We start from the raw sequence: 21,990 nt of genomic DNA, 5'->3' as shown, positions 1-21,990 counted from the left end.
TCATTGTCTTAAATTTGATCCGCAGGGATCAGAACTTGAAGCGTGCAACGCCCCCGAAAGTCCGCGGTACGTTCGGATAACCTGAAATCGTTCCTGCCTGGGCGACGCCCGGGAAGATGGTGAGAATTTCACGATTATCGAGCAGGTTACGCGCAAAGGCACCGATCTCTACACCATTGTCGAGTTGGAGCGTGATCGAGCCGTTTACGAGATTGACCTCGCGGCGGAAATCACGGGCGATCTCGATGCTTTCCTCAAGCGTTGGGAAGTTTGGCACACCATTGAGGATCTGCACATTGCTCTCATGCGTATAGTCCAAACGGCTAACCAGACGATTGCCACTGTCACCAAACTCATGCGTGTATGTCGCTGATGTGGAGAAGTTCCATGAAGGAATACCCGCTGGTCGTTGACCGGAAAGATCGCCGAACTGGCTTTCGACAAAGCTATCGAACAGTGGATCAAGGTGCGTAACCGAGAAGGTAAACACCAATCCATCCGTTGGATTGATCGTTGTATCCAATTCGAAACCGCGGACCGATTGCTCACCCGCATTCGCGAGCTGGAAGCCTGTGCCGGTAAACAGGAACGATTGGAAACCTTGGATCGACTGATCAAACAGAGCGAGGTTAAAACCAAAGCCATCGAACTGACCCTTAAGGCCAAATTCGAACACTTCTGCTTCTTCCGGACCTGCAAAGCGCGAACCAGTGGTCAGGTTCGTGATTGGCAGACCAGCATCACGAATCGGCGATGACGGTGCAAGGAAATTGCTCCCCCCAATGATTGCCGGAACACCATCTGGCAAAGCCGCCGGGATGAAATCTCCAAATGCCGGGCGACTGTCGCGCGACAAGTTGACCGAGCTCGCTTTGAAGCCAGTTGCGAAGCTGAAGTATGTGTTCAGTTCCGGCGAAATATCATAAGCGACACGCAACGTGTAAGAGAAATCGCTGTCACTAGTCGAGCTTTGTTCAACACCGTTTGGAATATCCAAGAACGGAGGTTGGAACTGGAACCCAGCCAAACCGATCAAAGGATTGCAAGCAGGTGGCGGAGCGGCCGCCGAACACGGCGTTACTGCCAATTGCGAAATTTGCGCAAACGTCGCAGCCCCGACTGGAGTAGCCAGAAACGCGCCCAATTGAGCGGGGTCTGTGCCATCTACGCCAGCACCTGCCAGGCCTCCAATGATGAACGCATCGGCCAAATTGACGTTAGACAATGGATCAAGCGATTGCTGACTAAGCGAGAAGTCTTTCTCATCGTCAGTGTAGTTAAAGCCAGCGGTGAATACGAGGCCATCGACCGGCTCAAAATCAACCGTCCCGTAAACTGAGAACGATTGATTATCCAAGGTGTACGCTTCGTTCGTCAGAACACCTTGCGCAAAAATTCCACCTGCAGGAATTCCGAGCGACGTTGGGCTCCCAGCTTCAAGCGAAGCGAATGAGAAGGTAGGATCACCGGTGGCAAATTGGCCCAGAAGTTCGAAGAATGGACGAGACACTGCGCCAGTCAACAATTGACTGTCTTGAGTGATTGACTCGTCAAAATAGAACCCGCCAAGCAGGAAGTTGATCGGCCCATCGAAATCAGATGCGATCCGAATTTCCTGAGTGAACGTATCAACCCGCTGATCGCGGATTTCGTTGACGATATCAGCACTGGTAAAATCAACGTCCTGATCGACGAAGTTCTGCAGTTCGCGGTAGGCAGTAATCGATGTAAACGTCAGCGGGCCCGTGTTCCACTCGATGTTGAGTGAGCCACCATAATTGTCGACTTCGTTGACAGGAACGCGATTCAGGAATGTCTCATCACTGAAGAAGTCAGTGTTGATCTGACCGCCAACGGCAGCAACAGCGAGCGACGTCGGGCCAGCCAGCAACGTGTTGACGGTGCAGCATGCTTCATCAATGCGTCCGTAGTCGGCCTGCGCACGGATCTTAAGATCGGGTGTTGGCTCCACGAGCAATTGCCCGCGAACATTCCAACGGTTCCGAGTATTGAGATCTTCGTCCAGATTGACGATCTCTGCGATACCATCACGCCGGTTGTAGTTGGCGTCGAGCGCAAACGCGATATTTTCTGAGATCGGTCCGGTTACATCGCCTTTGAGGACCACAGTGTTGAAATTCCCGTAGACAGCCTCGACCGAGCCACCGAAATCAAATTGTGGCTCGCGAGTGGTGATTGAAATCACGCCGGCCGAGGCGTTCTTGCCAAATAGGGTGGACTGCGGACCACGAAGAACTTCGATGCGTTGAACATTGGCAAGATCGCCGACCGATCCTACCGAGCGTGAACGGAAAACACCGTCAACAAAGACACCAACCGATGGCTCGATACCGAAGTTGTTGTCGCCGTTACCGAACCCGCGAATAATAAAGGTTGTGCTCGACGAGTTTTGAAGCTGGCTAACCCGGAGCGATGGAGTAACCGTTTGCAGATCAAGTACGTCACGAATTTGCGCCGCCTCAAGAGTCTCGCTCGAAGTTACAGAGACCGAAACCGGCGTCTCTTGCAACGTCTGCTCTCGCTTGGTCGCGGTAACAATGATCTGATTGCTGCTGAAGCCATCATCGGCTTCTGGAACTTCTTGATCTTGCGCTGCGGCCATTGTTGGCGCACCAAGCGCGATTGCTGCAGCACCTGTCATCAGGGCAAGACGTTGTAGGCCGGCAGAACCGGTCGAAATCGAACGCATAGGAACTCCTCTCCAAAAATTCGATCAGCCGCGGTCGCATCTCCAAATGCGTTATACACCGGGCTAAGTGGCTATTGTGTTAGGCCAGCACCTGCCGTGCCACAAGCGAGAAACCCCAACAAACCGTGGCTTGCAACAGCCGGTGTTGCATTGGTGACACAGTGAAAAATTGCTGCATTGCGATGATTTTTCGCGTCGCAATCGCTTGCCGTAACGGCGAGCCTGCGCTAGGCGCGCCAGCAATGCTGCATCGCAGCACATGCTCTACTATAAAATAGGCGGGAATTTGGGGCGTCAATCGGGCGCCAGTGTCCGCCAATTTCTGTGTTTCTGGTCATCCGGCCTTGCCGCTGACCTTTATTCGAAAGCGTTTTTCAATGTCCGCCTCTCAACCTCGCGCTTTGCGCAACATCGCCATCATCGCGCACGTCGACCACGGCAAAACCACATTGGTCGACCAACTTTTCCGCCAGTCAGGCACATTCCGCGACAACCAGCGGATCGAAGAGCGCGCGATGGACTCAGGTGACCTGGAAAAAGAGCGCGGCATTACCATTCTTGCAAAATGCACCAGCGTCGAGTGGGACGGCGCCAATGGCGAAACCACTCGTATCAACATCGTCGATACCCCCGGACACGCCGATTTCGGCGCCGAGGTTGAGCGTATTCTCAGCATGGTCGACGGCGTTATCCTGCTGGTCGACAGCGCAGAAGGCGCCATGCCGCAAACCAAATTCGTAACCGGCAAGGCGCTTGCACTTGGCCTGAAGCCGATTGTTGTCGTCAACAAGGTCGACCGTCCGGACGGGCGCGGCCAGGAAGTTCTGGACGAAGTATTTGACCTGTTCGTCTCGCTCGATGCCAATGATGAACAACTCGATTTTCCAGTGCTGTTTGCCTCAGGCCGCGACGGCTATGCCAGCGAGGACCCGGATGCACGCGACGGCACCCTCGCCCCGCTGTTTGAGCGCATCATCGCGCATGTGCCCGCACCTGGCCTAGACACCGAAGGCCCGTTTAGCTTCCTTGCGACCTTGCTTGACCGTGACAATTTCATGGGCCGCGTTCTAACTGGCCGCGTCCAATCGGGCGGCCTCAAGGTCAATGATCCAATCCACGCGATCGATGTCGACGGCAATGTCGTCGAAGTTGGCCGCGCAACCAAGCTTATGAGCTTTGATGGTCTGGAACGCGTTCCGGTTGAAAGTGCGGAGGCTGGTGACATCATCGCACTTGCTGGGCTTGAGAAAGCAACAGTTTCCAACACTATTGCTGATCCAGAGGTGAAAGAGCCAATCGCTGCACAGCCAATCGATCCGCCAACCTTGGCGATGCGCTTTGCCGTGAACGACAGTCCGCTGGCCGGGCTGGAAGGCAGCAAGGTGACGAGCCGGATGATCCGAGACCGTCTGCTGCGCGAGGCAGAAACCAATGTTGCAATCCGCATCACTGAAAGCGACGACAAGGACAGCTTTGAAGTGGCTGGCCGCGGCGAGCTGCAGCTCGGCGTTCTGATCGAGACCATGCGCCGTGAAGGCTTTGAACTCGGCATTTCGCGCCCGAAAGTGCTGTTCCGCGAAGAAGACGGTCAACGCATGGAGCCATATGAAACTGTCGTCATCGACGTGGATGACGAGCATTCCGGCACCGTTGTTGAGAAAATGCAGAAACGCAAAGCGGACCTCACCGAAATGCGTCCGTCTGGTGCAGGCAAGACCCGTATCACCTTCTCTGCTCCGTCGCGCGGCCTGATCGGCTATCACGGCGAATTCCTGTCCGACACGCGCGGCACAGGCATTATGAACCGTCTGTTTGAGAAATACGGCCCTTACAAAGGCGCTGTTGGTGGCCGCAATAACGGCGTCCTTATCTCCAACGGCAATGGCGAGACCAACGCCTATGCACTCAACATGCTTGAAGAACGCGGCGAGTTGTTCGTTGGAGCAACCGTGAAAGTTTATGAGGGCATGGTGATTGGCGAAAATGCCAAGCCGGACGACCTTGAAGTCAACCCGATGAAGGCCAAACAGCTTTCCAATGTGCGCTCCTCGGGCAAGGACGATGCGATCCGCCTCACGCCGCCTCGGCGCATGAGCCTGGAGCAGTCGATTGCCTATATCGATGACGATGAAATGGTTGAAGTAACGCCGGAATCCATTCGCCTTCGCAAGTCTTCCTTGTGCCCGCACGAGCGCAAGAAGCTGAAGCGTAAGAAAGATGCCGCCTAGGCTGTTGCAGTTTTGCTACAGCCAGAAAATCCACGCTAAATCACCCCTAAATAACTGATTTTCAAAAGTTTTGAAAATAGGTTCACGATTCGAAACTGAATCTATGCATTCGTGTGCATGAAAATTTGCATCGCGAATCCTACTGCCCCTTCCCTTCGTTCAATCTGCGCCTATTAACGTGCACAAGAAAGAGGACCCCCCGCTATGAAAAACTCTAAAATTTTGTTCAAATTGTCTTGTGCGATTGCCGCCATAGGTGCGGCATCGCCGGTTCTTGCGCAGCAGCAAGAGACCGTAACCAGTGATAATGCCGCCGCGGAAACCAGCGGCGATAACGAGATCATTGTTACCGGTTCGTTCATTCGCCGCCAGTCTCAAGCTGACCTGGCATCGCCATTGGCAACAGTTGATAGCGGCGCAATCGCAGATATCGGCGCACAAAACATCGGTGAGATTACACAATCGCTGACAATCAACAGCGGCGCACAAAACAACCCGGACGCCTTCACCCAAGGTGGCACGACCGGCACCTCAAACATCAATTTGCGCGGCCTGGGCGTCGCCTCGACACTGATCCTACTAAACGGTAAGCGCCAGACACTGTCTGCGTCGCCAACCAATGATGGCATCAACTTCGTCGACACCAGCTCGCTGGTCCCGCTGATTGCGGTTGAACGCGTAGAAATCCTGAAAGATGGTGCATCTTCGCTTTACGGTTCCGACGCGGTTGCAGGCGTGGTGAACTTCATCACCCGCGATGACTACGAAGGCCTGCTCGTCTCTGGCGAATACACAGAGCACCTTAGCACTGGCGATTACAGCGAATACAACATCCAGGCACTGGCTGGCGCGGCCTTTGGCGATCTTAATCTGGTTGGCGCGATCAGCTATGTTAACCGTTCCCCGCTCACCACCGCTGAGCGCCGCCTGTCCGTGCCTGCTGATGACACATCCGCACTGGGCAACCCCGGGGCATTCTTCGGCGTAACGGGCGCCCCTGCTGGCGCACCAACGTTTGACCCAGGCTGCGCAGATGCGGGCGGCACACCATTGCCTGCAAGTGCCGCTGCGGCGCCGCTCTTGCCGACTGGTATTGGCTTTTGTGGTTTCGACTTCGGTGAGTTTTTCAACCTCGTTCCGGACGAAGAGCGCATCACGGCCTTCGTATCGGCCAAAGCTGACTTGTCTGACTCGGTGCGCTTCAGTGCCGAGGTAAGCTACGCTGATAACACGGCGCGGCGTGGCAACTCGCCAACCTTCCCGTTCCTGCAGCTTGGCCAAGCGGTCGTTCCCAGCTTCAATCCGAGCAATATTTTCGGAGAGAACGTGGTCTTTTTCGGCCGTGCAAGCGGAAATGGCGGCGAAGTCTCTCCCGCTCTGTTCGAATCCCAGACATTTCGCATCTCTTCCACTCTGGAAGGCGATTTTGAATCCGGCCTGCTCGCAAACGGTCGTTGGAACGTAAATCTGACCTTCGCTGACAATGACTTCACCGGGAACACCGAAGACACTGTTCGTGACCGTTTTGCCTGCGCATTGCGCGGTTTCAATGCGGTTCCGGCGTTCAACGCAGCGACTGGCCTCGATTGCACCGCCGCAAACCCGTTCCTGACGGCCAATGGCGCAGTAATCCCTGCCGATGGCACCTTCTTTAACCCATTCGCCTCAGCACTTGCTGGCGGCGGCAACACCAATGCAGCGCTGCTCGATTACATTACCGAATTCTCGGTTTCTAATCGTGATGCCGAATTGTTCGTCGCAGAAGGCTATGTCTCTGGTGAGATCGCTGAACTTCCCGCAGGGCCAATCGGCATCGCAGTCGGCGTGCAATATCGCGAACAGCGAATTTCAGCGACGTTTGACGACATTACGCAGAGTGATGGCTTTGCCTTCCTGATCGGTGAACAAGCGTTCTCAGGTGCGCAAGACGTCTATGCAATCTTCGGAGAACTGGCCGTTCCAGTAACCGAATGGGCCGATCTACAGCTGGCACTTCGTTTCGAAGATTACGGCACGGATGGCGGCGACACGCTCGATCCAAAGATCGCATTGCTGCTTCGTCCAACCGACTGGGTCTCGCTGCGTGGATCGTTCTCGACTTCATTCCGCGCACCATCGACCTTCCAACAGCAAGGTCAGTCGACCACGCTGCAACAGGTCGCAGACCCCCTCGCAGGTAATGCGTTTGTCGCCGTTCGAGCTGTCGGTAACCCGAACTTGGTTCCAGAGGACTCAACCGCTTACAACCTGGGCTTCACGCTCCAGCCAATCAGCGGACTAGAAATCAGCGCGGACTATTACAATTTCGATTTCCAAAACGCAATTGTTCAAACATCTGCACAGGCTCTGGTAAACGCCGATCCAAACGGCCCGAACATCATTCGCAGCCCAGCTGGTACGATCATTCAGGTCAACAACAGCTTTGCGAATGCTGCCAGTGTTGAGACATCGGGGATCGATTTCTCGATCCGCTATGCGATCGACACCGACTTCGCGACGATCACACCAAGCTTCGAAGGCAACTACGTCCTCAGCTATGACTTGCAGGAAACCGTAGGCGGCCCAGAAATCGATGGGGCAGGAAACCGCAACTTCACCAATTTTGGCTCCCCAACGCCGGAATTGCGTTTCAACGCTGGCCTCCAGTTTGAAGCCGGTGCGCATTCCTTCAACGTCTTTGGCCGCTACATCGATAGCTATATCGACGATCAAAATGGCGGAGCGGACATCGACAGCGATTTCCGGGTCGACGTTCAGTACAGCCTAGCCATCAACGAGCTGTTTGACCGCGACAAAACCGTTACGCTGACCGCTGGTGTTCGGAACGTTTTTGGTGTGACCGCCCCTCGCGTGGCGACCAACGGTGGCTTTGACAGCCGGGTTGCCGATCCGCGCGGCGCCGTGGGCACCGTCGGTCTGGTTGCTGAATTCTAAATCAACACTTGCTGGCTAAGCCTAGGCTCAGCCTGAGTTAGAACAAAAAAGAGCCCTGAGCGCATCTCGCGCTTGGGGCTCTTTTCATGCTGACGGAGAAACTTCTTCGTTTTGTGTAACCAAGCATCGCGCCGACGCGAACTTAATACCAGCACGTCGGCAATTCTGCCGATAATCCGTCTTGGAGACTACAAAAATGCTGCGCTTTTTCGCCCTTATCGCCGCCATTGGCGCCATCGTTATTGGAGCGATGCAACTTTCTGCGAAGTCCGACACAACCGGGTGGCAGACGTATGACGCGGCAGAATTTACAATGGCGCAAGGCAAAGGCAAGACCATCGTGGTTGATGTCTATGCCGACTGGTGCCCAACCTGCCGCGCTCAAGCTCCGATCCTTGACGAGCTTCGTGCGGAAAAATCGGGCGCTAACGTGAAGTTCGTCAAAGTGAATTTCGATGATGAAAAGGCGTTCCTGCGCAAGCACCGGATCCCGCGCCAATCGACCGTCCTCGTGTTCAAAGGCGAAAAGGAAGTTGCCCGCACGATCGCAGAAACGAACCGCACTCGGCTACGCAGCGCCATTCTGAAAGCGCTCTAATCTCTGCGATTGCGCGCAGTCGCATCATAGAAAGCTGAAGGCAACGCCATGCTAGGCAGCACGCTTTTATCCTTTGTCGCCGGTCTGGTGACGATCCTGAATCCCTGCGTGCTGCCGCTGGTGCCAATCTTGGTCGCATCAGCCCTGGGCAAGAGCAAGTTTGGGCCACTTGCCTTGGCTGCGGGCTTGGTCACCAGCTTCACTCTATTTGGCTTTACGGTGATCGCGTTTGGATATTCCATCGGGATCAACGAGCAGGCGATCCGCCTATTCGCAGGCGCATTGCTGGCGGTGGCAGGCATAGTCTTGCTCATCCCGCAGGCGCAGGCTGCGATCAGCGCTGCGGCCGCACCGATTTCCAATTTCGGCAATCAACGGCTGTCTAGATTGAGCGGCGACGGCGCTGGCGGACAGTTCGCTATCGGTCTGCTGCTCGGCATCGTGTGGGCGCCTTGCGTTGGGCCGACATTGGGCGTCGCGATCGCGGCGGCCAGCCAGGGCGAGGATTTGCTCGCGAGCTTTTTCATCTTCTTTGTCTTCGGACTGGGCGTCGCAACCTCGATCCTCGCCTTCGCCTATGGTTCGCGCAAGGCCATTGGGGAACGCCGCAAGACGATGATGGCACTGGCGAAATACGGCAAACCCCTGTTCGGCATTACCCTGTTGCTAGTTGGTCTGATGGTTCTCACGGGCTTCGATAAAGTGATTGAGATCGCTTTGCTGGATGTCCTGCCCCAGGGATTGATTGAATTCACCACTCGTTTCTAAAGCGGCGGTGCACAACGCGCTGCACGTAAACTCGCACCGGCAGCCGTCCCTAGACCGCTTGCGCCCACCTTCCTATGCTGTCCCCTCAAAACAATGACGGAGGGCAAAATGGCAGAAGCAGATGAGCCGCGCATTACTGGGTTGGGCGGTGTTTTTTACGTTGTCGATGACCCGGCGGCGACGCGCGAATGGTACCGCGACACCTTAGGCTTAGATGGCGAGTACGGGCCGCAGCTCGCCTGGGCAGAGGAGCCAAAGGCCAACCCTTATTCCTTGATCAGTCACTTTTCCGATGCGACATATATCAAGCCCGGCAAGAACGGCTTCATGATCAATCTGCGGGTAAATGATCTCGATGGCTTCATCGCCAAGCTAAAGAAGAAGGACGTAAAAATCCTCGATACGGCGGATGAAGGATACGGCAAGTTTGCCTGGTTGCTCGACCCCAATGGCATCAAGATCGAATTATGGGAGCAGGTGGCAGAAGAATTGCCGTAAACCTGCACTTAGATTCCCCAGCTCTGCGACAAACCAACTCAGCATCAAGCCAGACTGCTTAGGCGCAAGGTCCCATCCTTTTGCAAAGCCAGTATAGTTAGCGGGTTGTTAACCATATCTGCGCCATGCATGCGGGACCATGAAACGCACCTCAATCACTCAAGACCTTCCGCTTAACCGCAGGGCGAAAACCGCATTTGCCGCACGCGCCATAATCCTGGCTGCCAGCACGGTCGCTCTCGCCGGTTGCGGTATATTGCCTTCGTCGAACGGTTCCCCATCGCGCGGGAGCAGCAAACCGCCAGTCAGCTCAACCCAAGGCAATATTTCAAATCGAACCGCGGACCGCACCTGCTTTGCGCAGCTTAGCGCATCAGGCGTTCGGTTTGATCCTTTACCAGATGCCTATGGCGCGCCGGGATGCAGCAAGCTGGGCACTGTTCAACTCTCCGCTCTGGCCGGTGATCGCTCCCGCTTTGGGATCAGCAATATCGGCCCTGTGCAATGCCGCACGGCGAGCGCGTTTAACGGATGGGCGCGGTTCGGCGTTGACCGAGCGGCTAAGCAAATTTTGGGCAGCGGACTGGAGCGGATTGAGACAATGGGATCTTACTCTTGCCGCAATGTGGCTGGCACATCACGCCGCTCCGCCCATGCCCGTGCGGAGGCCATCGACATCTCCGGGTTCTTGCTCAAAGACGGGCGCCGTATAAGCGTTCAAGGCGATTGGTCTCGGGGTAGCGCGGCGGAACGCGAGTTTCTGAGGGTCGTGCACAAGAGCGCCTGCAAACGGTTCGGTACGGTGCTCGGGCCGGACTATAACCGCGCGCACGAAGATCATTTCCACGTTGAAGGCACAGACGGAAACTTCTGCCGCTAGAGACGTCTCGGCGTCGATCCGACAAGGCTATGTAGGATCTTGCAGGAGCAGTTCCCTACTCGACCGGCATCTCCGGCTCTAACTTCGCTTCAATCTTCAGGCGAACAGCCTCGGCTGCATGCCTCGCGCCAAGCTTGTTCATCATATTGGCGCGGTGAATTTCCACTGTGCGCGGACTGATATCGAGCTCCCTTGCAATCACTTTGTTGCTGCTGCCCTCGGCCAGCCAATCAAGCACTTCGCGTTCACGATTGGAGAGACTTGAAATCCGGCTGCGCGCATCAATCATGCGGCGGCGGGCGGCACCAAAAACCTCAGCCTCCTTCTCAATTCGAGTGAGACAACGTGAGAAGCGTTCTGGATCGATCGGAATCGACAGATAATCGAGCGCACCAGCCTTAATCGCTTCAACAATACGGCCCGGCTTTGGTTGTTCGTCGACCGCGATCAGCGGCAGCCAAACGCCCAGCTTGCTGAGCCGTTCGAAGATCATGGCCACCCCGCCTTCCTCGATCGCATCGCGAGCGATAATGATCCCATCTCGCGGCGGATGCGCCGAAAGATCGCTGAGATCGCCATAGACTTCACAGTGGTGCCCTAAGGCGAACCCTGCGCGAGACAATTCCGCCCTATGACGGCTGGAAGAGTCGATGAAATGGAGGATTGCTTTGCGTGTCATTCATTATGAATGCGCATTTCCCCATACGGAATCATCCCAAGTCTGAACCAATTTCGAGTAGATGGACTCTAGCTACGGGTGACGGCTTGGTCCAAAATGGATGCAACAGCTCATCAAGCTCTCAGTATTCTATCTGATCAGGTCAAATCACTAGGTTTTGGGGCCGAAACTGTAGTCCGGCAAAGAATGAAATGCCGATTTAAGCGCGTCGCCCCAACTCGATGAGATCGAGTCAAAATAGGGGTCTTCGTGAGTAATCCGATGTTGATGCGTGGGCGCAAATTCATCCCGGCCTATCACCATCAGATCAAGTGGAAGGCCAACGGAGAGGTTAGCCTTAAGCGTGCTGTCGAATGACACCATCAGCAATTTTACCGCATCTTCAAAGCTCATGTCGCGGTCATATCCGCGCAGCAAAATCGGTCGTCCGTATTTTGTCTCACCAATCTGGAAAAACGGCGTGTCGAGGCTGGCCTCGATAAAATTGCCCTCCGGGTAGATCATGAACAATCGCGGCTCCATGCCAGCAATTTGGCCAGCGACTATGATTGTCGCTGTAAACTTGCCCCGCCCACGTTCTCCATTGGCACTCTGGCGTTCTTCGATTGTAGAGCGCAACATCTTGCCGATGTCAGAGGCAACTTGAAACATGGTCGGCGATTTGAACAAAGTGTTTTCGCGCTCGTCGGGTTCTTTGGTGCGCTCCTCCAGCTTACCAATCACCGCTTGGGTGGTTGCCAGATTACCAGCCGTCATGACCGTGATCATACGCTCGCCAGGGACGCTCCAATGAAACATCTTGCGGAACACCGAAATGTTGTCGACGCCTGAATTGGTGCGCGTATCGCTCATCAAAACAAGGCCGCGGTCCAGCACCATGCCAACGCAATATGTCATACAGCTCTCTTATGTCTATCGAAGCGCCGCGATAGAAGAGATGCAGCGCGCAGCAAAGCGATATTGTGCAGCGCCTATTGCTGGCTTTGCTGCTCCACTGCCACTTCGACCTTGAGCGATTGACGGGCCGATCCAAAACTGATTCCGGTGACCGGCGCAGCATCACGGTAATCTCTGCCTGTGGCGACCCGAACATAGCGCGGATCGGGACTGATCCCGTTAGAGATATCAAATCCGACCCAGCCCAATCCATCGATATGTGCCTCGGCCCAGGCGTGGCTTGCCTCTTGATCGATCCGGTCGTTCATCATCAGATAGCCGCTAACATAGCGAGCAGGAATATTCGCCATGCGAGCTGCGGCGAGGAAGATGTGCGTGTGATCCTGGCACACGCCCACGCCCGCCTCAATCGCCTCCTCTGACGTTGTGCTGACTGCGGTTGCGCCTGTGCGATAAGCAACCTGATCCCGGATTTTCGCGGACAATGCATGCAAGAAGTCGAGCTTGCCGCTTTGATCATCACCCTCGCCGGTATCCACTTCGCGTACCAGCGCGCGCAGCTTTGAACCCGGCTTGGTCAACCGTGTCTGACCCAGAAAACTCCACAACGGTAGATGGCCCGAGTGCCGCCCGATAACGCCGGCATTGTCCTCGGTCTCGACCACGCCCCGGCAGGTCACGCTGACCTCCTGCGCGCCGGGATCCAGAGCAATCAGCGTGACGGTGTTAAAATGCTCGTCTTCATATTCCAGCTCGCTATGCGCGTTTTCATACTCCATCTGCCAATCCACAATCTTCTGACCCTGCGTCTCCTTCGGCGTCAGACGCAGCCTCTGGAGCGCGTGAACCACGGGATCGGCAAAGCTGTAGCGGGTGGTGTGACGGATCGACAGGCGCATCAGTGGTGGAACCTGTAGTCGCTGGCAATGGCCGTGCTGATCGCGACATTACGGTGCATGAGGTTCAGCAGGAATTCGTGCAGACCCTGATCAAAGATCTGGTCCACGGTAATCTCCGCAATCTCCATATCGGCCTCACGCATCAGCGCGTTGCACTCTCCCTCTCGTCCATGAATACGAGCCAATGCTGCCAATTGATCGCGCAGCGCGCTGCGGCAAAAGGCCAGGCTGCGCGGGAAGCGGTCGTCCAGCACCAAGAATTCAACGATGCTGCGCGCTTCGATACGCCCAGCATGTAGCCAGCTGTATGCACTTGCCCCAGCGACGGAGCGCAACACTTGCTCCCACTGCCCGCTGTCGATCCGCGAACCGACATGGCCAAGCGTCGGGAGCAGCAGGTAGTATTTCATGTCGAGGATACGGGCCGTGCTTTCCGCGCGTTCTATAAAGGTGCCAGCGCGGGCAAAGTGATAACCCTCATTGCGCAGCATAGATCCTTCGACTGCTCCATGTACTAGCGTGCCCGCGCGCCGGATCATGCCGACCACATCGCCGACAGAGTTTTGACCAATCGGGCGTTTCAACACGTCTTCCAGAGCCATCCAGTTTTCATTCACTGCGCCCCACACTTCGCTGGAGATATTGGTCCGCACCATCCGTGCGTTGGTCCGCACGGCGCCAAACATTTCGCGTACGCTGGCCGGGTTATCACGACCGCGCAGAATGAAGTTCCATACCTGCTGCCCGGTATAATCCTCATGCGCTGCTTCATAGGCCGCCCGCTGGCCAGAGGTTGCAATGACAGAACGCCATTCTTCCTCAGCCGTCGCCGTATCCCGGGTCAGCGCCATCCGCAGCCCCGCCTCTAAAAGCCGCGCGGTGTTTTCGGCCCGCTCCAGATAGCGGAACATCCAAAACATGCCATTGGCGGTGCGTCCTAACATCGTGCCTCCGCCATCAGTCTTTTAACACCCAAGTGTCTTTGGTGCCGCCGCCCTGGCTGGAATTGACCACCAAAGATCCGTCTTTCAGAGCCACGCGGGTCAAGCCGCCCGGAGTTATGTCGATGCCGTCGGGTGACACCAGCACGAACGGACGCAGGTCAACGTGACGCGGCGCGAGCCCTTTGCGGGTGAAGATCGGGCAGGTCGACAAAGCCAGCGTCGGCTGGGCAATGTAATTCTCCGGATTGGCCTCCAACTTGGCGCGGAATTTCTTGATCTCGCGCTTGGATGCAGTTGGCCCGATCAGCATGCCATAACCGCCCGAACCATGGACCTCTTTCACCACCAGCTCGTCCAGATTGTCGAGCACATAGGCCAAGCCGTCATCATCGGCGCAGCGCCAGGTTTGCACATTGGGCAGCAGCGGTTTTTCGCCGGTATAAAACTCGACGATTTCCGGCATAAAGCTGTAAATCGCCTTGTCATCGGACACGCCCGTACCCGGCGCATTGGCGATGGTGACATTGCCCGCCCGGTACACATCCATGATGCCGGGAATGCCCAGCACGCTGTCTGGATTGAAGGTCAGCGGGTCGAGATAATCATCATCAACTCGGCGATAGATCACATCCACCTGAGCATAGCCATCGGTGCAGCGCATTTGCACCTTGCCATCGACCACGCGCAGGTCGCTCGCCTCGACCAATGTTGCGCCCATTTGATCGGCTAGAAAGGCGTGCTCAAAATAGGCCGAATTGTAGATACCCGGCGTCAAGACCGTGACGTTCGGCTTGCCTCTGGTTCCTTCGGGCGCGCATGCGGCCAGACTGCGCGCAAGACGGCGCGGATAGTTCGATACGCTCTCAACCCCGATACGAGAGAAGAGTTCGGGGAACATCGACATCATCGTCTCGCGGTTTTCGAGCATGTAAGACACACCTGATGGCGTGCGCGCGTTGTCTTCCAAAACGAAGAACTCATCCGGCCCTGTACGCACCAGATCAATGCCAACAATGTGCGTGTAAATCCCGCCCGGCGGGGTGAAACCGACCATATTGGCCAGCCATGCGTCATTGTTGCGCAGCAGGCGCTCTGGCAGCCGGCCAGCGCGAACGATCTCTTGCCGGTGGTACAAGTCGTAGAGGAAGGCGTTGAGGGCGCGCACGCGCTGCTCGATACCTTTCGTCAACCGCCGCCATTCACCCGCTGTGATAATGCGCGGGACCATGTCAAACGGGATCAGGCGCTCCTCAGCCTCATCCTCACCATAAACATTGAAAGTAATCCCCGTGCGGCGAAAACTCTCATCCGCATCCTTGGCTTTGCGGCGAAGCAGATCTGTCGTCTGCTCTCCATACCATGATGAATAATCGGCATAGGCCGGACGCGGCGCTCCATCAGGGCCAAACATCTCATCAAATTGGGAAGCCGACAGAACCAATTACCCCTAAGAATTGCGCGCTATGCAAGGATGCTAAGCATTATTGCGCTGTCTCACAAGCAAAGGTTCAGTCCCGATCAAGTTCCTCAAGAACCGCGGAAATTGCCTCTTCCGAATAAGAGAAGCCGATATGGGTGCAGCGCAAGGCGACCGCACGGTCGCGCTCTTCCGCGGTGCCGCAGGCAGCGCGCGGAGCAATCATGCCGTCGCGCGGACTCCATAGGGCAATTGTTTCAACGGGCGGCTTCTCGCCCAGATCTGTGTCGATTGGCGGGTCATCGACTGAATGTCCGGTAACAAACTGATAAGCGCGCCAGACGTTGTTCGCCCGTGGATCGCCCGAAAACGGCGATCCCATAGTGATCACTTTAGCAACAGCGTCCGGCTGACGCTTGGCCAGCTCGCGAGCAAAAATCCCGCCAAGGCTCCAACCAAGCAGCACCACCGGCTCTCCCGCCCGCTCGCTCAGATTGAGCAGCCGTTCCTCAAGACTGGCCAGATTTTCTTCGCTCGGCCCCAGGTTAAAACCCAGCCCCCAACGTTTCGCGGTGTGGCCTGCGCGCTCCAATTGCCGGGCCATAAAGCGCATGCGCAGCGGGTGCGTCATAAAGCCGGGTAGCACCATGATGGTGCGCGGATGCTTGGCGCGCTCAATTGCAATCTTGCGGCGCGGGCGGTTGACGACCTCCGCCAGAACCTCAGCCTCGCCCAGAAGTTGCAGTATACCGGGACGCGGCGCGCGTTCTTCCTCTGGCTGGCGCGCAAGAGCTATCCGGCGCGCAAACTCATCACGCGTCCAAAGCGAGGATTTCAATTCGGCAAGAGTAGCGAGTGAGGCCATGATCAAATCCCTTGGCAAAGCAGCGAGACTTACGGAGCGAAACGGTCGTCACTCACGGAAATTAGGCTGCGCGCGTGAACGCTTGGTGAAGCCTATTTTCGCTCCATCATCTCTCTGCAACGGTTCGTAGATCATAGCCTCAAAGCGGCTCAGCCCGCTGGGCAATCGCCGATGCGTTCACTGGCGATATTCATCGTCATCTTCATTTCGCCCATGCCCGCCATTTCGCCTTCCATCGACATGGTCATATCCATGCTGGTTTCGGTGCCCGTGCCATTCAAGGTCATCACCATCTCGCCCTGGCCGGGTACGTTACAGGTCATTTCCGCGCTGATGTCGCCGCCATTAACGTTAAACTTGCTGGTTTCGCATTCGCCGTTTTGCGGGCCTTTTGCGAGCTCTTCAAACCCCTTGTCGGCGTCTTCTTGCGACATGCAGGTCTCGGTTACCTGATCGGCCATGCCGCCTTTCATCATCTCGGCAACTTCTGGCGGCGCGCCGGGCATTTCAACGCTGATGAGTTTGGTCGTGGAACGATATTGCCCCGCCTTTGGCTTGATCACTTCGCCTGCAACGTCAGCCATCTCTTCGCTGGAAACAACTCCATCACCGTCTGCATCGGCATCGGTCGGCCCCGAACACGCTGCAATCGCCCCGGCGAGCGCCAACACACTAACAATCCGCTTCATATCCAAATTCCCTCCAGAAAAATCATTCATGGTGCTATCTGTCAGAGCGCCACTTCACAAGCGCGCATCCGCGCCGCATATGTCTTAACATGTCAGAACTCGTCATCCGCCGAGGGTTAGAAGAACCCGACACCTCTGGGGATTTCACCCCGCACCGCCCGGACCGTCCGGAAAAGAGCGATCCTGGCAGGCCGTTCAAAATCGTCTCTGATTATGAACCCGCTGGCGATCAGCCAACAGCCATTGCAGAGCTGGTGGAAGGCGCGACCACAGGCGAAAAGACGCAGACCCTGCTGGGTGTGACCGGGTCGGGCAAGACCTTCACCATGGCGAAAGTGATCGAGGCGACGCAGCGCCCCGCATTAATCCTGGCGCCCAACAAGATCCTTGCCGCACAGCTTTACGGCGAGTTTAAAAGCTTCTTTCCTGACAATGCGGTCGAGTATTTCGTATCCTATTACGATTACTACCAGCCTGAGGCCTATGTCCCGCGCTCCGACACCTACATCGAGAAAGAAAGCTCGGTAAACGAGGCGATCGACCGGATGCGCCATGCGGCCACCCGCGCCTTGCTAGAACGCGATGATGTGATCATCGTCGCCTCCGTCTCGTGCCTCTATGGTATTGGATCGGTCGAAACCTATTCGGCGATGATTTTCGACATCAAAAAGGATGAAACCGTTGATCAGCGCGAACTGATCCGCAAGCTGGTCGCCTTGCAATACAAGCGCAATGATGCCGCGTTTCAGCGCGGCACCTTCCGGGTGCGCGGCGACAATCTGGAGCTTTACCCATCGCACTATGAAGACATGGCATGGCGGATCAGTTTCTTTGGCGATGAGATCGAAGAGATTGCGGAGTTTGATCCGCTGACGGGTAAGAAAGGCGCAAACCTCGACAAGGTTCGCGTCTATGCAAACTCGCACTATGTGACGCCTGGCCCGACCATGAAACAGGCCGCCGCCGCAATCAAATTTGAGCTGGAGCACCGCCTCAAGGAGCTACAGGAAGAGGGGCAATTGCTGGAGGCACAGCGGCTGGAGCAACGCACCAATTTTGACCTTGAGATGATTGCCGCGACCGGCAGCTGCGCCGGGATCGAGAACTATTCTCGCTTCCTCACCGGCCGCCTGCCGGGTGAGCCGCCGCCCACCCTGTTCGAGTATTTACCGGAAAATGCGCTGCTGTTCGTCGATGAAAGCCACCAGACCGTGCCGCAGATCGGCGCGATGTCGAAAGGCGATCACCGCCGCAAGATCACCCTGGCCGAACATGGCTTTCGCTTGCCGAGCTGTATCGACAACCGCCCTTTGCGCTTCAACGAATGGGACGCGATGCGCCCACAAACCTTTGCCGTGTCGGCGACACCCGGCGGCTGGGAGATGGAGCAGACCGGCGGCGTTTTTGCCGAGCAGGTGATCCGCCCCACCGGGTTGATCGATCCACCAGTCGAAATCCGCCCGGTCGAGGACCAAGTGCAGGACTGCATTCAGGAATGCCTCGCGGTGGCCAAGAAAGGCTACCGAACGCTAGTCACCACACTGACCAAGCGTATGGCCGAAGACCTTACCGAATTCATGCACGAGGCAGGTGTGCGCGTGCGCTACATGCACTCTGACGTTGAGACACTGGAGCGGATTGAGCTGATCCGCGACCTGCGCCTAGGGGTCTATGACGTGCTGATCGGGATCAACCTGCTGCGCGAAGGGCTCGATATTCCGGAATGCGGGCTGGTGGCGATTTTGGATGCTGACAAGGAAGGGTTCCTGCGCAGCGAGACCTCGCTGATCCAGACGATTGGCCGCGCCGCGCGCAATGTTGATGGCGAGGTGATCCTTTATGCCGACCGGATCACCGGCAGCATGGAACGCGCCATGGCCGAGACGGAGCGCCGGCGCGAGAAGCAGCGCGCCTTCAACGAAGAACACGGCATTACGCCGCAGACGATCAAGCGCGACATTGCGGACATTGTCGCGCACAGCGCCGCGCAAGATGGGGTGACAGTCGACACCGGCGATGAAGAGGTCAACAACCTCGTCGGCCACAATCTGCGGGCCTATATCGAAGACCTTGAGAAACGGATGCGCGATGCCGCTGCAAACCTCGAATTTGAGGAAGCAGGCAGATTGCGCGATGAAATCCGCAGGCTCGAAAATGACGAGCTGGGCCTGCCTGATGACGAGAAGAAAGCGCCCAAGGTCGGACGTTCTGACGCTGGCCGCCCCGGAACGCGCAAGACCCGCTATGGCAAGAAACGAGCGAAGTTTATGGGCGGCAAGCCGTGAGCCGGAACGTCGCCATCGCAGCGCTTGGCTTGACGGCCATTGCACTTGCCGCGTGCAAGCCGCCGCCGACCGATGCCGATATCGCCCGCGATATGCCAGCCGAGATGCCGCAAGGCCCCTCAGAACCCATTGACTCGCCCGATATTGAGGGCGCAGTTTGGGCCGCGAGCGCGACCCCTTGGCGGATCATCTATGGCAAGCCGGGCGACGCGCCTTTGGTCTCGCTCGAATGCGTCGAGACACCTGCCGATCCGAACCTCCGCGTCACCCGCTTTGCCGCAGCCGACGAAGGCGCAGGCGCCATCCTGGCCTTTGTTGGCAATGATGAGATCGGTCGGATGAAGGTCGATGCGATTGAGACCAACACCGGCTTTCTGTGGCGCGGTGAAGATCCCGCGATTGATCAGGATTGGGAGCCGCTGATCGGACCAGAGGAAGTGACGCTGACTGTACCGGGCGCTGGCATGGTAACGCTGAACCCCAGTCCGCTGCCGGTTGATCTGGTGACGGGATGTCGTGGGGGCCGGTTGGAACCGCTTCAGGGTACCATTGATGACGTGATTTTCGAGGAAGCCGCGCCAGACGCTAGCGAGCCCGCTCAGCCCGCTCCTTAAGCAAGTTTGGCGTCAGCACCTGCGGCAATTGCTCCGCCTCTGCGGCCCCTTGTTCACTGGGCTCATACCATAGGTACAGCGGCACGCCGGCCGCGCCCTGCTCAGACAAGAACATGGTGATCGCCTCGTCGCGCTGCGTCCAATCGCCCACCATGGTGACCACGCCAGCGGCTTCAAACGCCTCACGCGTTGCCTCGCGCTCAATCGCGACGCTCTCATTCACTTTGCAGGTGACGCACCAATCGGCGGTGAACCACAGGAACACTGGCTGGCCGCTGGAGCGGGCCTCTGCCAGTGCCTCTGCGTTGTACGTCTGAGGCGAATGAATCGATTCCTCGGTGAGGTTTGTCACTGGCGCAGCAAAGCTGGCGGGCAATGCGAAGGCGCCGAAGATCACAAACGGCGCGGCGATCAGGCCAAAGGCGGGCCAGGCCATTTTGCCTGCACGCTGCAGACGGCCAACCACCAGCAAGGCGACAATCAGGCCGAACACGACAACCAGCGCGAATAGTGCAAAGCCTTGCCCGCCCAGCCGCGCCGTCAACCAGATCAGCGCAAGCGCGGTCAGCCCCATCGGGATCGCCATGATCCGGCGAAAACGCTCCATCCACGCACCTGGCTTTGGCAACATTCGCCGCAGAGCTGGCACAAAGCCGATAAGCAGGAACGGCAAGGCCAAGCCCAGCCCAAGCATTGCAAACAGCAGCAGCGCCTGTGGCACCGGCAACAACAGAGCCGCGCCGAGCGCCGCCGCCATAAACGGCCCGGTGCATGGGGTTGCCGCGAAGGCCGCGAGCAGGCCGGTGGCAAAGGCGCTGGCAGGCTGTCCGCCGCGTGTGATGGAAATGGAAGGTAGCTCAAAGACACCTGCGAAATTCGCGGTAATCACGCTGGCGAGCACGAGCAGCACGATGACGACACCGGGGCTTTGCAACTGGAACGCCCAGCCCACTTGCTCCCCGCCAGCGCGAAGAATGAGCATCACCGCGCCCAGCCCAACACAGGCCAGCACGACACCAGCAGTATAAGCGAGCCCCTCTGAGCGCGCCTTGGCCTCGCTCTCACCAGCCCGCGCCAGCGAGATCGCTTTGAGACTAAGGATTGGGAAGACGCAGGGCATGATATTGAGGATCAGACCGCCCACGAGCGAGCCAAGTATCAGCGTCCAGAGCGGCGGGGTCTGCGGCGCAGAAGAAGTGACGATCCGCTCGCCCGTGAGCGCCACCTCGCCTTCACTCGCCTCAAACCTGACGCCAGCGCCATTGCCGAAAGACAAGATGCCTTGCACGCCGTCCGCAGGCTGTCCCTCTTCCACCCAATCGGACAGCGGAATCTCAACGCTCACCATGTCACCATCGCGGCGAAAGGTTTGGGCGATCGAATATTGAACCAGCTGCGTGTTTTCGATGAAAATATGCGGATCGCTGAGGCTCACCTCAGCAGGCAAGGGAATCGCCAAGCGCAGGTTCGTGCCCTCAACGGCAAAGCTCGCCTCCGCATCCAGCAGCGGCGCAATCTCCGCGCGCCAGCGAGCAAAATCGCCACCTTGGCTTTCGCGCAAAACGGCATCCTGCGGCACGCACACTTTGTCAGTGCAGGCGAGATATTCCACAAAACCGGTAATCGGTTCGCGGGTCGTGTTATCAACCTCGCCGGTCACGCGGATCGGCACCAGAACCGTGTATGCGCCCTTGTAAATGTGGTTCATCAGCTCGGTATCGACCAGCTGCTGAACAAACCGCTCTGGCACGGGATAGAGCGGCTCGCCCATCTCCCAACCATCCGGCAGGTTCAGCCGCAATTGCATGCCCTGCCCCGCATCGCCGGGGTTGGACCAATATCCGTGCCATTGCTCATTGCTGTTCGGGTCTGGCGTGAACCTCAGAGCGAGCAGCCATTCCTCGCCAGCCTTCGGCAGGCCGTCCGCGCGCAGCTCCACGCTGATGTTCTCATCGCCAAAGCGCGCCTCAACCGGGATCGCGCCATCTTGCGCGTGTGCCGGCGACAAAGCAGCCACAAATGCAAGCACCAATGCAGCAAACCATAGCTTTGTCAGCGGGAACATTCTTGCGTCTATCACGATCG

General features: G+C 57.1%; 17 protein-coding genes. 8 read left to right on the top strand and 9 right to left on the bottom strand.

From position 1 onward, the window contains the following. Positions 1 to 28: 28 nt before the first annotated feature. Entirely contained in the window at positions 29 to 2,710 is a 2,682-nt protein-coding gene (locus AC0V6O_RS05360) for a TonB-dependent receptor (RefSeq protein ID WP_486142181.1), read from the bottom strand. A gap of 377 nt (positions 2,711 to 3,087) precedes the next feature. Between AC0V6O_RS05360 and typA the strand changes: the two genes are divergently transcribed. The 6 genes from typA to AC0V6O_RS05330 all read left to right on the top strand — a co-directional run bounded on the left by typA (position 3,088) and on the right by AC0V6O_RS05330 (position 10,616). Next, on the top strand, positions 3,088 to 4,938 hold the full coding sequence (typA, locus tag AC0V6O_RS05355) for a translational GTPase TypA (RefSeq protein ID WP_486142179.1): 1,851 nt from the start codon (positions 3,088 to 3,090) through the stop codon (positions 4,936 to 4,938). 204 nt (positions 4,939 to 5,142) lie between these two features. Beyond that, positions 5,143 to 7,872, top strand: a complete 2,730-nt coding sequence (locus AC0V6O_RS05350; protein WP_486142177.1) for a TonB-dependent receptor domain-containing protein — start codon at positions 5,143 to 5,145, stop codon at positions 7,870 to 7,872. 196 nt (positions 7,873 to 8,068) lie between these two features. Continuing rightward, positions 8,069 to 8,470: a thioredoxin family protein gene (locus AC0V6O_RS05345; RefSeq protein ID WP_472638312.1), complete on the top strand. Its 402-nt coding sequence runs from the start codon at positions 8,069 to 8,071 to the stop codon at positions 8,468 to 8,470. Between the two features lie 48 nt (positions 8,471 to 8,518). Beyond that, a complete protein-coding gene (locus AC0V6O_RS05340; RefSeq protein ID WP_486142174.1) occupies positions 8,519 to 9,238 on the top strand; it encodes a cytochrome c biogenesis CcdA family protein in 720 nt (239 codons plus the stop codon). 93 nt (positions 9,239 to 9,331) lie between these two features. Beyond that, positions 9,332 to 9,736, top strand: coding sequence for a VOC family protein (locus AC0V6O_RS05335; protein ID WP_486142172.1), 405 nt, complete (start codon positions 9,332 to 9,334; stop codon positions 9,734 to 9,736). A 139-nt stretch (positions 9,737 to 9,875) separates the two neighbouring features. After that, entirely contained in the window at positions 9,876 to 10,616 is a 741-nt protein-coding gene (locus AC0V6O_RS05330) for an extensin-like domain-containing protein (RefSeq protein ID WP_486142170.1), read from the top strand. Positions 10,617 to 10,671: 55 nt separating this feature from the next. Here the strand turns inward: AC0V6O_RS05330 and AC0V6O_RS05325 are convergent, their stop codons facing one another. The 7 genes from AC0V6O_RS05325 to AC0V6O_RS05295 form a co-directional block, all read right to left on the bottom strand. Continuing rightward, a complete protein-coding gene (locus AC0V6O_RS05325; RefSeq protein ID WP_472638308.1) occupies positions 10,672 to 11,295 on the bottom strand; it encodes a response regulator transcription factor in 624 nt (207 codons plus the stop codon). Between the two features lie 150 nt (positions 11,296 to 11,445). Beyond that, positions 11,446 to 12,192 (bottom strand): proteasome-type protease, encoded by a 747-nt coding sequence (locus tag AC0V6O_RS05320; RefSeq protein WP_472638307.1) that lies wholly within the window; start codon positions 12,190 to 12,192, stop codon positions 11,446 to 11,448. A gap of 74 nt (positions 12,193 to 12,266) precedes the next feature. Beyond that, positions 12,267 to 13,091 (bottom strand): transglutaminase family protein, encoded by an 825-nt coding sequence (locus AC0V6O_RS05315; RefSeq protein WP_486142167.1) that lies wholly within the window; start codon positions 13,089 to 13,091, stop codon positions 12,267 to 12,269. Continuing rightward, on the bottom strand, positions 13,091 to 14,035 hold the full coding sequence (locus tag AC0V6O_RS05310; RefSeq protein WP_486142165.1) for an alpha-E domain-containing protein: 945 nt from the start codon (positions 14,033 to 14,035) through the stop codon (positions 13,091 to 13,093). The genes AC0V6O_RS05315 and AC0V6O_RS05310 overlap by 1 nt, the downstream gene beginning before the upstream one ends. A gap of 13 nt (positions 14,036 to 14,048) precedes the next feature. Next, a complete protein-coding gene (locus tag AC0V6O_RS05305; protein WP_486145521.1) occupies positions 14,049 to 15,446 on the bottom strand; it encodes a circularly permuted type 2 ATP-grasp protein in 1,398 nt (465 codons plus the stop codon). Positions 15,447 to 15,543: 97 nt separating this feature from the next. Then, positions 15,544 to 16,317 (bottom strand): esterase/lipase family protein, encoded by a 774-nt coding sequence (locus AC0V6O_RS05300; RefSeq protein WP_472638304.1) that lies wholly within the window; start codon positions 16,315 to 16,317, stop codon positions 15,544 to 15,546. A gap of 149 nt (positions 16,318 to 16,466) precedes the next feature. Then, entirely contained in the window at positions 16,467 to 17,006 is a 540-nt protein-coding gene (locus AC0V6O_RS05295; protein WP_486142163.1) for a DUF3617 domain-containing protein, read from the bottom strand. 89 nt (positions 17,007 to 17,095) lie between these two features. Between AC0V6O_RS05295 and uvrB the strand changes: the two genes are divergently transcribed. Continuing rightward, positions 17,096 to 19,291 carry an excinuclease ABC subunit UvrB gene (gene uvrB / locus AC0V6O_RS05290; protein ID WP_486142161.1) on the top strand — a complete coding sequence of 732 codons (2,196 nt, stop codon included), beginning with the start codon at positions 17,096 to 17,098 and terminating at the stop codon, positions 19,289 to 19,291. Then, positions 19,288 to 19,905 (top strand): hypothetical protein, encoded by a 618-nt coding sequence (locus tag AC0V6O_RS05285; RefSeq protein ID WP_486142159.1) that lies wholly within the window; start codon positions 19,288 to 19,290, stop codon positions 19,903 to 19,905. The genes uvrB and AC0V6O_RS05285 overlap by 4 nt, the downstream gene beginning before the upstream one ends. On the opposite strand, the gene AC0V6O_RS05280 is transcribed toward AC0V6O_RS05285, so the two are convergent. Beyond that, positions 19,877 to 21,970 carry a protein-disulfide reductase DsbD family protein gene (locus AC0V6O_RS05280; RefSeq protein WP_486145519.1) on the bottom strand — a complete coding sequence of 698 codons (2,094 nt, stop codon included), beginning with the start codon at positions 21,968 to 21,970 and terminating at the stop codon, positions 19,877 to 19,879. The two genes, AC0V6O_RS05285 and AC0V6O_RS05280, sit on opposite strands and share 29 nt — an antisense overlap. Positions 21,971 to 21,990: the final 20 nt, after the last annotated feature.

The organism is Erythrobacter sp. JB2-19 (assembly GCF_057365005.1).
This window is presented reverse-complemented; position numbering and strand designations above follow the sequence as displayed.